Below are 13656 nucleotides of genomic sequence, written 5' to 3'. Positions count from 1 at the left end.
GCCGGACCTTAGCCGTGTTCGGCGAACGCCGACGCCACCTTGTCGCGATCCGCACCCGCGGTGAGCAGCAGCCGGAGCAGCACTCTGGCCTTGTACGGATCGAGCAGCCCGCCGTTGACCAGTCCGCGCTCTTGCAGGTCCGTCTCCGAGCCGGGCTGGTGGTAGGTGTGCCGCAGCACCGCGCCACCGCCCGTGCGGGAGGTCAGCACGACGGGAATGCGCTCGGCCAGCGCGCCCAGCACGGGTACGAGCGACGCCGGAACGTGCCCTACCCCGAAGCCGGCGACCACCAGGCCCTGGTGCGTCCCGTCCAGCCCGACGAGTTGGGCGCCGTCGTCGTCGAGCGTGACCGTGTGCAGGGCGACGCGTACGGCGTCGAGCCGCTCGGCGTCGAAGGCGTCCGGCAGGATGCCTCGACGCGGCGGCGGGGCAAGGACCCGCACCCGGCCCTCCACGACGTGCCCCACGGGACCGGCGTTCGGTGACACGAAGGTCGCCGTGCTCGTGCTGTGCGACTTGCGTACCCAACGCGCCGCGTGCACCTCGTCGTTGAAGGCCACCAGTGCACCGAGCCCGCGCGCCTCGCGCGACACGGCGACGCGTACCGCCGCGAGCACGTTGGCCGGTCCGTCGGCGCCGGCCATGCTCGGCTGCCGCATCGCCCCGGTCAGTACGAACGGTGCGTCATGCGCCCACACCAGGTCGGCGATGAACGCGGTCTCCTCCAGCGTGTCCGTCCCCTGCGTGACGACCACACCGTCCGCCCCCTCCGCCACGGCCCGCGCGGCGTCCCGGACGACGTCGAGGACATGGGCGAACGTCAGGCTCCCGCTCGGCACGGCATGGACATCGCGTACGTCCAGCGTCACCCCGAGCGTGTCCAGCCCCGGCACCGCTGAGGTGATCTCCGCGCCCGTCAGCCGTTCCCCCCTGGCACGCCCTGACACCGAAATCGTGCCCCCGAGCGCGAACACCGCCACACGCATGCTTGGCCTCCCTCGTCCGCAACAGCAGCCGTCAGGTTACGCCGCTCGTCCCGTCCGACCCCGGTGCGCGAGATGCTGCGCGACAACCCGGACGATACGATGGAGGACGTCTCGAACCCCACGAAGTGCCACGGAACAGCCGGGCACGCGTCGACCATGTGGGGTGACATCTGCACGGCGTGACGGAGCGAGGATTTCCGCCCTCGGGGTTCTGTGCGACCGCCGCCGCGGGTGACGGAGCCGTCACGTCCCACGGGCCGCATTCGTAGCGTCCAAGGCAGGTTGAATGATGAACCGGACTCGTCGTCTCGCAGCAGTTGCGTTCCTGGTCACCCCGGCGCTGGCCGTGGGCCCCGCGGTTGCCGCACACGCCGCTGCCCCGGTCGCGGCCAAGGCGCCGTCGGCCGCGGTGTGCCACGTCGAAACGGAGTCGAACGGCAAGTACCACCTCTGGGGTGTGGGATTTCCCAGCGGGACGAAGGTGACCTACAGGGGCTCCAGCTCGGGCACCGTGTCCACGGACAAGTCGGGAAAGTTCGACCTCGGCGGGCTGAGCGGCAGCAAGTGGGTCGTGCGGACGAGCAACGGGAACACCACGGTCACGTGCACCAAGGTCATGCACTGAAGGCGTGGAGCCGGCCCTGACCGGGCCGGCCATGATGCCCTCGACGCGGAAGGGCGCCGAGGGCATCGCCTCACTTCGGTACACAGAGGCGAGACCGTCGTTGCCGGGCAGGCCGCGGGGCCCGGTTCCGTAGACGGTGTTGAGAATCTGACGCATCGTCTCTTGGGTCCTCCTGGGTCCTCCTCGGCCTTCCAGGGACTGCCCAGGGCGTTGTAGAGCCACGGGGCTTGGATGCCGGGCTCCTCGTCGACGCCGATCACTACGGAATGCGGGCCGTCGCGGACCTGGCCGCGGCGGGCGCACTGCGCGCCGAGATCGCCGGGACCTTTCCGCTGGCGGAGGCCGCCAAGGCGCACGCGCTCGGCGAGATGGGCCGTACATCGGGCAAGCTGGTCCTCGTGGTCGACTGACGGCGCCCGGCGCACGAGGGGCTCGGCTCCGCCAGGTCCTGACCATGACCAGGGCGCGATCGGCTCGTCCGACCGGCACCCGGACCTGCACAAGCTCGGAGTCTTCCTGCCGCTGGCGTGGGCACCGCGGCCATGCTGCACGCCCTGGACGGCATGTTTCGCCGGGGGTGGCCGGACACTACGATGTGATGTTGATGCCCGTGGGCGGTGATGACGTCAAGGAGCCGCGCGGGCGACGTCACTCGGCTGCGGCGGCCGGTTCCTCGGAGCCGTCGAAGCCGCGGGGCACATGCCCGACGTGCAGGAACTGGTCCACCACCACAAGAGCGGCGTCGCCCGGCAGCTCACCGGCATCTCCGCGCGCGCAGGCGCCGCAGACCCGGAACAGTTGGGCCGTCAGCTGGCCGTCCTCCTTGAGGGCGCCACCGCCCTGTCGACCTCCCTCGACAGTCCCTGCCCCCGCCATGACGCCCTTGAGGCCGCCCGCGTACTGATAGAGCACGCCCTTCCCGAAACGCAACTCGCCAACTGACCTTCCGTTCCGCCTTGTTCAGCGTCCAACACGATTCACGGCGATGCCCCGCACGCCCCGGACAGCGGTCAACTCGTCGTCCGAACACGGGAACAGGGCTCGGTCCACCTCATTGTGTCAGCCGTTGTCATAGTGAAGGTTCTGGAGCGGGGGCATCGCTGGCGCGGGAGCGGCTGCGAGGAGGCTGACGTCGTCTCTTGCCCAGTTCATGGCGAACTGTTCGGCGGCTGTGTAGAGGGCGCTGATGGCGGCTGATGGGGTGGGGTCGTTCAGTCCGGCCAGGATGCGAGCGACTCGATGGTCGCCGAACTCCTCGCCATTGTTGCCGCGGCCTTCGATGAGGCCGTCGGTGGACAGCACCAGCAGATCGCCGGGTCCGAGGCGGGTGGTGCGCGTCTGCCAGGTGCCGGGTGGGGCGCCCAGAAGCGGGTGGACGATGGGGCCGGTCGCCTCCAGGCGCTCGACCGTGCCGTCGCTCCGCCGCAGGAATGGCTCCTCGTGGCCGGCGTTCACCCAGGTGAGGGTGGAGCGTTGTGGGTCCAGGACGGCGATGGCCAGCGTGGTGAAGCGCTCTTCCTCGTCCGCCAAGGCGTGGCTCACCGCCCGCACCGACGTGTCCAGATCGACACCCAGTCGCAGGCCCACCATCACGACGCTTTTCAGGCGCACGGCCAGCAGTCCGGCGGCGACACCGTGCCCGCAGACGTCGCCGAGGAAGACGGCGGTGGTCCCGTCGGGCAGCGGTACGGTGCCGAGGTAGTCCCCGGCGATCAGGCCCTCGGCCGCGCGCACGTCGCCGGCAGCCACGATTCCGGGGCCCGGGTCCTCGCAGGTGGCCAGGATCTTGTGCAGGCCTTTGACCGCAGGCCCCACCTGGACGAGGGCTTCCTGGTCACGGCGGGCCTGGCGCTGGGACAGGGCCAGGCGCTCGCGTACCCCTTCGGCCTCCCGGGTCAGCCGGCCGATCCACCCCCGGTCGCCTTTGGACGGCGTCCTGGCGGATGTGTCGCCGCTGGCCGCGCGCCGAAGGTTCTTGGCGAGCGCGCCCGCAGGGGCGAGATAGCGACGTTGAAGCACCACTGCCGACACCACCGCCGTGACCAGCAACGCACCCGACAGGCCCAGGATGTAGAGCATCACCCCGGTCATGTGCCATGACGTGGCTTGCACGTCCTTGCCTCTGCGCTGCTCCAGTAGTGCCGCGAGTGTCCGTGCCCGGGCGTCGACCGCCGCGTAGGTGCCCTCAGCGGGATCCGCGCCGGCCGCGGATGCAGGCAGCGCGTAGACCCGTACGCCGTCCGCCACCGCGTTGGGGCGGGCCTGTTCCAGCCATCGGGTGGCACTGCGTTCGAGGTCCGTGGCTTTCGCGAATACCTCAGTGTCCGCACTGGCGGCCAGCTGCCGCAGCACCTTCAGGTGCTCTCCCAATGCCACCTGGGCGTCCTTGCGCAGTTCCTGGCTCGCCGCTGCGGCCAGTGCCGCGGCCCGCAGGTCACCCGCTGCCGCGTGGATGGCACCGAGTTCTGCGATGGCCGGGCGCCAGCGCGTCTCGATCCGGCGTGCGGCCCGTTCATGGTGTGCGTTCAATACCAGCCCCACCACGGCGACGCCGACCGCCAACAACGCTGCCATGCCAACCACGGCAACCAGCAGCAACCTCGACCCGGTCAGACCACGCAACGACAGCACACGACCGACGCTACCGACGATCGAATCCGGTACCTGCGGCACCACGCCGGGCCGAGCAGTCGCGGCAGCGCGAGGCCACTGCTGCCAACCAGAAGATTCGCGAACAGCAATAGCGCGTGCGAGCCGCGAAGCCGATGGCCTCAGAGAAGTCGGCGTCCCAGCTTCGCCGACTGCCGATTGTGGCCCTTGGTGTCCCACCACTCCTCCAGCAGGGCGTGGACTAGGTGCACGAGCTGCCGCAGTCGGTCGGGATCGGGTGCGGAGGCGGCCAATACGTCGGCGAAGGACCGGTCGTCCATGGGCAGATCGACCGCCCAACGTTCGTCCGGCCAGCCCTTGCGTTCTACGGTGAGCTGGTATGCCAGCACCGCGTGACCATTCGGCCGGTGGTCCACCGACAGACCGGCGATGCTGAACCTGACGCTGCTCTCACCGGAGGTGTACGAGCGAGCCAAGGCCTGCTCGGCCGGCGTCTGGGTCGTCATGTGCGCTTCCATCCTTTCCCTGGGCACGACTGCAGTTCTGAAGTCCGGCGCCTGCGATCTGAGGCTCCCTCATCGGTCATGGGGCCCGGATCGCCAAGCGCTGAGCAAGCGCAGACATGTACGTGGCCGACAGCGCCGAGTACAAGGCCGTCGACAAGGCTCGGGCGGTCGTCAATGTCACCCAGGTCAACACCCTCAAGCCCAGACCGATTCCCACTCGGCCGCCCCGCAACATTGGTTGATCACGCCACTTTAGGGGGCCTGGTCGTAGTCGACCCGGCCGGTTTTCTCCAGCGTGGTCATGTGGTCCAGGACGCTGGTGTCGGCTTGGTCGGCGAGCTGGCGTATCAGTGTGTTCCTGGTAGTGGTTCGGATGTCCGCGATCCTCGGTAGGAGCCGGCTGTTGGCGGTCCACAATATGTTGGCGAAGTCCGAGTCGAACTTCCTGCCGCGGTCGTCGGTCATGGCCGTCAGCAAAGCCTGCTGTTGCAGGGAGAGTTTGTCGGGCAGGGTGACGTCGAGGCGGGTAGCAACCTTGCGGCAGGTGGCGTCGAGGCTGACGTCCGCGTTGACCAGGCGTTGCCCGGCGGCGCGAACGTCCCCGGTGGTGCCCTTCTTCAACGCCAGCCGTCCGGCGGGGAGTTCCAACAGCCCCGCCGCGTGTACCTCGGCCACGAAGTCACGGTCGTTCTTCGTCAACGGACCGAAGTCCGTGTCGGCCACCACGCTCGATGATGCCGTGCCCGTCTTCTGTATCCCCAGCACCACGGGGTAGCCGATCGCCCCGACAGTCACCATGAGAGCGGCCCCTACGAAGATGGCTCCCACTGCGTTCCGCGACATACCCATGGAAACTCCCGTCGAGGGATGGCTCCGTCAACTAGAGCGTCTCTTTCAAGTCCGGGTCAGCCGAGCCCGGTACGCGCACGCGTTTTCGCGGCGGCCCTCACGATAGGCTCCTCAGTTGTGCTCGGGCAGGGGAGGCAACCCGGACATGCAAAGGCTTCGGTACGGCATCTCGGCCTGTTCGAGGACAGGCCCCGGAATGGCCCCGCAGAGGACCTTGAGCGTCTCTTTCCGCAGGTGAGAAAGAAGACTTCCGGAGCTGAGATTCCGAAAATGAGTGGCATGATCGGATTCGTTCGGACCGGAGTAGGGTGCTCGGGTGGAACGGTTCGGTTGCCTCGCCGTTCACCGCGCCGCTGAGGGTGAAGCGATTCCACACAAGAGCTCCGCTGCCTGCCCGGTGGGGAGTGCCGGACTGTCCACGGCCACGGTCAGCACGGGCCGCGCGACCTGGCGGGGGTGAGCCCGACCTACCCTGCCTGCCCCCAGGGGTGATCCCCGGGTAGCGCACCCCGCCTGGTCAGCGGCCGGTGAAAGCGGCGTCGCGGCGCTCGATGAAGGACTGGATGCCTTCGGCGCCGTCGGCGGTGGCGATGAGCCGGGCGATGTCGGGGCGCAGCCGCTCGATCGCGGCCCTCTCACCCTGTTCCTGTGCCAGGTGGGCGGAGTTGAGGATGGTCCTCACTCCCAGCGGGGCCGCCTTCTCGGCGATGATGCGGGCGATCAGCGTGGCGCGCTCGATCGCCGCTGGCCCGTCGGCGGCGATTTCTTGCACCAGGCCGATACGGTGCGCCTCGGCGGCGTCGAACTCCTGCCCGGTGAGGATCCAGCGCATGGCGTTGCCCCAGCCGGCCTGCTGGGGGAAACGGAAGGTGGCGCCACCGAAGGGGTAGATGCCGCGGCGGGTTTCGAGCTGGGCAAAGCGCGCGTCCTGGGCCGCCACGCGGATGTCGGCCGCGAGCAGCAGTTCGATCCCCAGTGTCATCACCCAGCCCTGCGCCGCCGCGACGACCGGCTTGGTCCAGGGCCCGTCCAGCCGCCACGGGTCACGGCCGCCCTTGAGGGAGTCGAACTTCCCCGAGGCCAGCTCCGCGCCGACATCGACCATGTCCAGGCCCCCCGTGAAATGGTCGCCGTGGGCGAAAAGGACCCCGCACCAGAGGTCGTCGTCGGACTCCAACAGGCCGTAAGCGGCAGACAGTTCGGTGAGCATCCGCCGGGTGAACGCGTTGCGCTTGGCCGGGCGGTTCAGGCCCATCAGCAGGACGTGCCCGTCACGTTCGACGGTGACATCGGCGGCGTCCGCGGGAGTGGAACTCATGAGCCCTCCTCGTCAGTTGCGTGATGGGACTCACTGGACGCTAGCGGTCCGAGGCGAGCGACACCCGCCCGACGCGCCCAGGCCGTTTCCACCGGTCTGGTCGCGACCACCCTGGGCGGCGTGGCCGGTCCCCATCTCGCTGCCCCGACCGGGAGCCTCGCCTCCTTCGGCAGCCCAGCCTCACCGGGCCCTCCCCCTTGTCCGGCACCGCCTACGCGCTCGCCGCTCTCGGGTATCACGGTCGCCTCGGCCGGCTACCCCGCCCGCGCGCTGACCGGGGGCCTGGTATCCCTCGCTCCGCTGCTCCACCGGCGCCTGAGCACAGCGAGGCTCGGCTCCATACCCTGTCACCGGTGCTGCGGGCGCCATTCGAAGAGCAGGATGGTCACGTCGTCCCGCAGTTGGTCGCGCTGGTAATCGAGGATGGCGTGGATGAGCAGCCGCAGCACCTCGGCGGGGCGCTGGTCGGCGGCGTTGGAGCGGATGATGAAGTCGGTGAACCGGTCGAGGCCGAACTCCGCACCGTCCGCGTCGCGTGCCTCCACGACACCGTCGGTGTAGAGCAGGACGCAGTCGCCCGGTTCGAGTGTCGTCTCGTAAATTTGACGGGCTGCCGGGGCGAGCGGGCCGACCAGGCCGATCGGCGGCTGTGGGGGGCTGTCCAGCGCCCCGGCGAGCACCCGGTCGGCGCGGATCAGCAGTGGTGGGGGGTGACCGCAATTGACCCAGCGCAGCACCCCGGTCTCGGCGTCGAGCCGACACACGACGCCGGTGCAGAACTGGTCGGGCAACCACCGGGCGAGGGCCTGGTCGACGGAGCAGACGACGTCGGCCGGGTCGCCACCGGCGCGGCGGGCGTTGCGCGCCGCCGCCATGGCGACCGACGTGGTCAGACCGGCGGTCAGATCGTGCCCCATGGCGTCGAGGATCATGGTGTGCAGGATGTTCTTGACCACCGAGTGGTCGAAGGCGTCGCCGGCGATGTCGTACGCCGGTTCCATCACCGCTGTCGAGACGCACCTGGTGCTGCCGATGGTGCGAGGCGGCAGGAAGGCCCGCAGCATCTCGGCGGGCAACTGCATGGTCGCGGTGCGGGTACGGGCGGCGAGCCAGTCGCTGTAGGCGCGCTTGGAGGTGATCAGCATGGCGAGGAGATGGGCCAGCATCCGAATGCGGCGCATCAGTATCCCGTCGAGCGAGGCGGTCCGCACCGCCAGTACCCCCAGCCGCTCCGCACCGTCGACCAGAGGCATCCAGACGATCAAGCCGTCGTCGGCCTCGGCCACCCGCGGGGAGACCGTGCGGTACGCCCAGCCGGCCGGCGAGCGGTCCACCGGCAGCGGCTTCAAGGCCTCTTCGAGGGGAATGAGTAGCCGTTGTTGCAGGTCGACGAGGTAGATCAGCGCGGTCTGCAGTCCGAGGGCACAAGCGCACCGGTTCGCCAAGGCGGGCAGTTCGACCGGCAGGGCCGTCTGCGCCTCGATGATCAACTCTTCCAGCCGATGCTCGTTTACGGCGGTGTCGGGACCGGCGGACGCGTGCGGTGGGTCCGACACAGGGATCACCCCTTTCGTATCAGTCTCACACCGAACGCCAGGCGCCGAAGCTCCTCGTCCCACCGCCGGGCACGCGCGGCGTCGTCGGGCCCGGCGCGCACCGCCCTGCGAAGGGCCCGGCCGATGACACCCGTCCGGCCTCTCGGCGCCCGCACGGGTGATACTCCCTCACTCTGCTCGCGGGGGAGCACCGTCGCTCGTTGGGCCCGTGCCGGCTTTCGGCTCCGGCCCCTCGTAGCCGTACGCCGGGCTCGTGAGGCTCCCGTTCCCGGGGCGTACGGGTGCTGCGCCGACGTGCGGCAACCGCGGACTGACCCGTGTCCCGCAATGATCGTGCGGCGCGGCGTTACGGGCGGCCGCCGACCGGTCTCCGTTCGCCACCGTCGCGGACGGCTGACCCACCGGGCCCGGTGGCAGGGGCGATCGCCACGGGCATGCGCGGAGCGGCGATTCGGCGTGTACTGGGAGGGCTGGTGACTCGAAGAGATCGGACCGCCGCCCATGACCGACCAGGACATGCTGTCGGTGAACACCATCCGTGGCCTGTGCATGGACGCCGTCCAGCAGGCGGAGTCCGGACACCCCGGCACTCCCATGGGGATCGCCCCCGTCGCGTACACGCTGTGGCAGAAGTTCCTGCGCTTCGACCCGGAGAACCCCATCTGGCCCAACCGGGACCGCTTCGTCCTCTCCGAGGGACACGCCTCCGTCCTGTTGTGGTCGCTGCTGCACCTGGTGGGCGTACGTGCGGTGGACCCGGACTACGAGGTGCTGGGACGCCCCGCCGTCACGCTCGACGACCTCAAGAACTTCCGGCAGCTCGACTCCCGCTGCCCAGGTCACCCGGAGTACCGGTGGACCAGCGGTGTGGAGACGACGACGGGTCCACTCGGACAGGGAGTCGCCACCTCTGTGGGCATGGCACTGGCCGGCCGCTGGCTGGCCGCCCGGTACAACCAGGACGACTTCCCGCTGTTCGATTTTGACGTCTACGCGCTGGCGGGGGACGGCTGCATGATGGAGGGCATCTCCTCCGAGGCGGCCTCCTTCGCTGGGCACCAGGGCCTGTCGAACCTGTGCTGGATCTATGACTCCAACCGGATCACCATCGAGGGCCATACCGACATCACCTTCACCGAGGACGTGGCGGCCCGGTTCCTCGCCTACGGCTGGAACGTCACCACCGTCGCCGACGCCAACGACCTGGACGCCGTTGCCCGCGCCTTCCACACCTTCCGCGCCGAAAAGGAGCGGCCCACCCTGGTGTTGGTGCACAGCCACATCGGATACGGCTCGCCCGTGGAGGACTCGCCCCAGGCCCATGGCGCACCCCTCGGTGAGGAAGGGGTCCGGAGCGCCAAGCGGTTCCTGGGCCTGCCGCCCGACGAACGCTTCCTGATCCCCGACACTGTCCACAAGGACTTCGCCGAGGGCATCGGCGCCCGCGGCGCGCGGCTGCGCACGGCGTGGGACGAGACCTTCGAGGCGTACCGGACGGCCTGGCCGCGGCTCGCCGACGAAGTGATGCGCATGCAGCGCCGGGAACTGCCCGAGGACTGGGAGTCGGCCCTCCCCGAGTTCGCCCCCGACGCCAAGGGACTGGCGAGCCGGGACTCCTCGGGCCGTGTCCTCAACGCCCTGGCCCAGAGCGTGCCCTGGCTGCTGGGCGGTTCCGCCGACCTGGCACCGTCCACCAAGACACGACTGACCTTCGACGGGGCCGGGGACTGCCAACCGAACGAGCCGGGCGGACGCAACCTCCACCTGGGAGTGCGCGAACACGCCTCCGCGGCCATCGCCAACGGCATGGCACTGACCAAGCTACGGCCGTACTGGTCGGGCTTCCTGATCTTCTCCGACTACGCCAAGGCGGCCATCCGGCTGTCCGCCCTGATGGAGATCCCGGTGGTGCACATCTTCACGCACGACTCCATCGGCGTCGGCGAGGACGGCCCCACCCACCAGCCGGTGGAACAGCTCGCCGGTCTCCGGGCCATGCCCGGCCTGCTGGTGTTCCGTCCGGCCGACGCGGCGGAGGTCGTGGAGACATGGCGCGTGGTGGCCGCCCTGCGCCACGAACCGGCCGCACTGGTGCTCTCCCGCCAGGCCCTGCCCACCCTCGACCGCTCCGTCTTCGCACCGGCCTCCGGTGTGGCCCACGGCGCCTACGTCCTGGCCGACGCCCCCGACGGCGCACCGCAGGTCCTGCTGCTGGCCACCGGGTCGGAGGTCTCCCTCGCCCTGTCGGCACGGGAGGAACTGGCCGCCGAGGGCATCACGGCCCGCGTGGTCAGCATGCCCTGCTGGGAACTGTTCGACCGGCAGCCGCGCGAGTACCGCGACGCGGTGCTGCCACCCGATGTCACCGCGCGTGTGGGAGTGGAGCAGGCGTCGACCTTCGGCTGGGACCGCTACGTGGGCGACCGGGGAACGGTCGTCGGCATGCACACCTACGGAGCGTCGGCCCCGCTGAAGAACCTGCTCACGAAGTTCGGATTCACCCCCCAGAGGGTCGCTCAGACCGCGCGTGAGGTGCTGGCGGCCCAGCAGGAGCCGGGACCCCTCACCTGATCGCACCCACCCGGGGTGCGGTGCAGAGCGTACGGAGCGCAACGGGAAGGCAGACCATGACCACCAACACCCCCATGCAACTCGGCATGGTCGGACTCGGACGCATGGGCGCCAACCTGGTGCGCCGGCTCATGCGCGACGGACACACCTGCGTGGTGTACGACCTCGACGCCGCCGCCGTGAAAGAGCTGGAGCAGGAGGGCGCCACCGCGGCATCCTCCCTTCAGGACCTCGTCGGCAAGCTCAGCCGGCCGCGGAACATCTGGCTGATGCTGCCCGCGGGCGTGGTGCAGCGCACGGTCGACGAACTGGCCGACCTACTCGTCCCCGACGACATCGTGATCGACGGCGGCAACTCCTACTACCGGGACGACATCACCCGCTCCCGGCAACTCGCGCCGCTCGGTGTGTACTACGTGGACTGCGGCACCTCCGGGGGCATCTGGGGCCTGGAGCGCGGATACTGCCTGATGGTCGGCGGAGAGAGGGACGCCGTCCAGCGCCTCGACCCCCTGCTGCGCACGATCGCCCCGGGCGCCGGCAGTGCCGAGCCCACCCCCGGCCGGACCGCCACGACCGGCACCGCCCCCGACGGCTATCTGCACTGCGGGCCCAGTGGCGCCGGCCACTTCGTGAAGATGGTCCACAACGGCGTGGAGTACGGGATGATGGCCGCCATCGCCGAAGGCCTGAGCATCATCAAGCACGCCGACGCGGGACTACACAACCGCGCGGTCGACGCCGAGACCGCCCCGCTGCGCGACCCCGAGGCCTACTCCTACGAGATCGACGCCGCAGAGGTCGCCGAGGTGTGGCGGCGCGGCTCGGTGGTCGGCTCCTGGCTGGTCGACCTGGTCGCCGACGCGCTGGCCCGGTCGCCGGAGCTCGACGGATTCGCCGGCCGGGTCTCCGATTCCGGGGAGGGCCGCTGGACGGTGCTGGCGGCGGTCGACGAGAGCGTGCCCGCACCGGTGATCACCACCGCCCTCTACCAGCGCTATGCCTCGCGAGGACTTGGCGAGTTCACCGACAAACTGCTCTCGGCCATGCGCGGCGAGTTCGGCGGGCACGCCGAGAAGGCGGGCTGAATCGTGGCGCAGCAGACTCCGACCTCGACCTCGACCTCGGCCTCGACGCCGTCCGCGTCTTCGGCCCCACGCCCGGACGACCATGTGATCGTGCTCTTCGGCGCGACCGGTGACCTGGTCCGCCGCAAACTGCTGCCAGGACTGTTCCACCTGGCCAACGCCGGTCTGATGCCGGAGAACTACCGTGTGGTGGGATCGTCACCCGCCGCCGGCGCCCTCAGCGACGAGGAGTTCCGTACTCACGCTCGCGAGGCGGTCACCGAGTTCGGCCGGTCGAAACCGGAGGGCAAGGCGTGGCAGGCGTTCGAAGAATCACTCAGTTTCGGCGCCGCGGACCCGGAGGATCCGCAGCCGCTGCTGGCCGCCGTACGGGAGGCGCAGCGGGGGCTCGGAGGCCGGGCGCGCCTGCTCGCCCACCTGGCGGTGCCCCCGGTCGCCTTCCCCTCCGTCGTCCAACTGCTCGGCGACACGGGGCTCGCGGAGGACGCCCGGGTCATCGTGGAGAAGCCGTTCGGCACCGACCTGCCGTCGGCCCAGGCCCTGAACGCCACGATCCACTCCGTGTTCGACGAGTCCCGGATCTTCCGCATCGACCATTTCCTGGGCAAGGAGTCTGTGGACAACATCCTGGCCCTGAGGTTCGGCAATGGTCTTTTCGAGCCCATCTGGAACCGGGACCACATCACCCATGTGCAGATCGACGTACCGGAGGAGATCAGTATCGAGGGCCGGGCCCGCTTCTTCGAAGGGACCGGCACCTTCCGGGACATGATCGTCACTCATCTCTTCCAGCTGATGGGGTTCGTGGCGATGGAACCCCCGACCTCGCTGGAGGCCCACGCGCTGCGGGCCGAGAAGGAGAAGGTCTTCCAGTCCCTGCGGCCGGTGGACCCGGCCCACGTCGTGCGCGGCCAGTACACGGGCTACCGCGAGGAGCCGGGAGTGGATCCGCAGTCGGACACCGAGACCTTCGTGGCCCTGCGCGTGGAGCTGGACAACTGGCGATGGGCCGGCGTGCCCTTCTTCCTGCGGTCCGGCAAGTCCCTCGGCCAGGGCCGGCATGTGGTCACCCTGGGCTTCCGTGAGCCGGCGCTTCGGATGTTCCCCATGGACGTCAGCCACGGATCCTGCCTGCGCAGCAACGAAATGGTGATCGACTTCGACGATCCGGGAAGCATCACGGCCCGGTTCCTCACCAAGGAACCCGGACCCGCGATGCGGCTGGAGAACGCCGAGATGGTCTTCCAGTACGCCGGCTCCTACAACGAGGTGCACGCTCTGGAGGGCTACGAACGGCTGATCCTGGACGCCATGCTGGGGGACCAGTCCCTGTTCACGCGCTCGGACGGCATCGAACGGCTGTGGGAGGCGGCCACCCCCTTGCTGGAGAAGCCGCCGCCCGTCGAGCCGTACGCGCCCGGCTCCTGGGGGCCAGACCGGATCCACCAGCTCATCGAGCCGTACCGGTGGAGCCTGCCGGCCGACCAGTGAGCACAGGGGCCCGGATCCACTCACGCGGCCGCGTTGGTCCGGTCGCCGTCTGTGCG

At 69.7% G+C, this 13656-nt stretch carries 11 protein-coding genes and 2 pseudogenes; 6 read left to right on the top strand and 7 right to left on the bottom strand.

The features are described 5' to 3' along the window. Positions 1-8 precede the first annotated feature (8 nt). The gene (locus IPZ69_RS25805; protein WP_235456845.1) at positions 9-986 is read right to left on the bottom strand and encodes an asparaginase; all 978 of its coding nucleotides are present in this window, start codon (positions 984-986) and stop codon (positions 9-11) included. A gap of 289 nt (positions 987-1275) precedes the next feature. On the opposite strand from IPZ69_RS25805, the gene IPZ69_RS25800 reads away from it, so the two are divergent. Then, positions 1276-1611 carry a hypothetical protein gene (locus tag IPZ69_RS25800; RefSeq protein WP_235456887.1) on the top strand — a complete coding sequence of 112 codons (336 nt, stop codon included), beginning with the start codon at positions 1276-1278 and terminating at the stop codon, positions 1609-1611. 233 nt (positions 1612-1844) lie between these two features. After that, positions 1845-2021: pseudogene (locus tag IPZ69_RS25790) on the top strand (zinc-binding dehydrogenase); the annotation flags it as partial. A gap of 238 nt (positions 2022-2259) precedes the next feature. Here the strand turns inward: IPZ69_RS25790 and IPZ69_RS25785 are convergent. The 5 genes from IPZ69_RS25785 to IPZ69_RS25765 form a co-directional block, all read right to left on the bottom strand. After that, on the bottom strand, positions 2260-2541 hold the full coding sequence (locus IPZ69_RS25785) for a hypothetical protein (protein ID WP_235456844.1): 282 nt from the start codon (positions 2539-2541) through the stop codon (positions 2260-2262). Positions 2542-2670: 129 nt separating this feature from the next. Then, positions 2671-4242: a PP2C family protein-serine/threonine phosphatase gene (locus IPZ69_RS25780; protein WP_235456843.1), complete on the bottom strand. Its 1572-nt coding sequence runs from the start codon at positions 4240-4242 to the stop codon at positions 2671-2673. A 140-nt stretch (positions 4243-4382) separates the two neighbouring features. Beyond that, positions 4383-4727 carry a hypothetical protein gene (locus tag IPZ69_RS25775; RefSeq protein ID WP_235456842.1) on the bottom strand — a complete coding sequence of 115 codons (345 nt, stop codon included), beginning with the start codon at positions 4725-4727 and terminating at the stop codon, positions 4383-4385. Positions 4728-4979: 252 nt separating this feature from the next. After that, a complete protein-coding gene (locus IPZ69_RS25770) occupies positions 4980-5525 on the bottom strand; it encodes a DUF4142 domain-containing protein (protein ID WP_235456841.1) in 546 nt (181 codons plus the stop codon). 568 nt (positions 5526-6093) lie between these two features. Continuing rightward, positions 6094-6894: a crotonase/enoyl-CoA hydratase family protein gene (locus tag IPZ69_RS25765; RefSeq protein WP_235456840.1), complete on the bottom strand. Its 801-nt coding sequence runs from the start codon at positions 6892-6894 to the stop codon at positions 6094-6096. Positions 6895-6948: 54 nt separating this feature from the next. Between IPZ69_RS25765 and IPZ69_RS25760 the strand changes: the two are divergent. Continuing rightward, positions 6949-7124: pseudogene (locus IPZ69_RS25760) on the top strand (MFS transporter); the annotation flags it as partial. A gap of 117 nt (positions 7125-7241) precedes the next feature. On the opposite strand, the gene IPZ69_RS25755 reads toward IPZ69_RS25760, so the two are convergent. Next, positions 7242-8450 carry a PP2C family protein-serine/threonine phosphatase gene (locus IPZ69_RS25755; protein ID WP_235456839.1) on the bottom strand — a complete coding sequence of 403 codons (1209 nt, stop codon included), beginning with the start codon at positions 8448-8450 and terminating at the stop codon, positions 7242-7244. Between the two features lie 501 nt (positions 8451-8951). On the opposite strand from IPZ69_RS25755, the gene tkt reads away from it, so the two are divergent. From tkt to zwf, 3 genes are all read left to right on the top strand, one after another. After that, complete coding sequence (tkt, locus tag IPZ69_RS25750) at positions 8952-11021, top strand: transketolase (protein ID WP_235456838.1); 2070 nt, start codon at positions 8952-8954, stop codon at positions 11019-11021. A gap of 56 nt (positions 11022-11077) precedes the next feature. Next, positions 11078-12109 carry a phosphogluconate dehydrogenase (NAD(+)-dependent, decarboxylating) gene (gnd, locus tag IPZ69_RS25745; protein WP_374293892.1) on the top strand — a complete coding sequence of 344 codons (1032 nt, stop codon included), beginning with the start codon at positions 11078-11080 and terminating at the stop codon, positions 12107-12109. A gap of 87 nt (positions 12110-12196) precedes the next feature. After that, positions 12197-13600 carry a glucose-6-phosphate dehydrogenase gene (gene zwf / locus IPZ69_RS25740; protein ID WP_235456883.1) on the top strand — a complete coding sequence of 468 codons (1404 nt, stop codon included), beginning with the start codon at positions 12197-12199 and terminating at the stop codon, positions 13598-13600. The last annotated feature ends 56 nt before the right edge of the window (positions 13601-13656 follow it).

It is taken from the genome of Streptomyces olivochromogenes (assembly GCF_021538895.1).
Lineage (GTDB): Bacteria > Actinomycetota > Actinomycetes > Streptomycetales > Streptomycetaceae > Streptomyces > Streptomyces olivochromogenes_A.
Note: the sequence above shows the minus strand (reverse complement) of the source record. Positions and strands in the feature narration are given on the sequence as shown.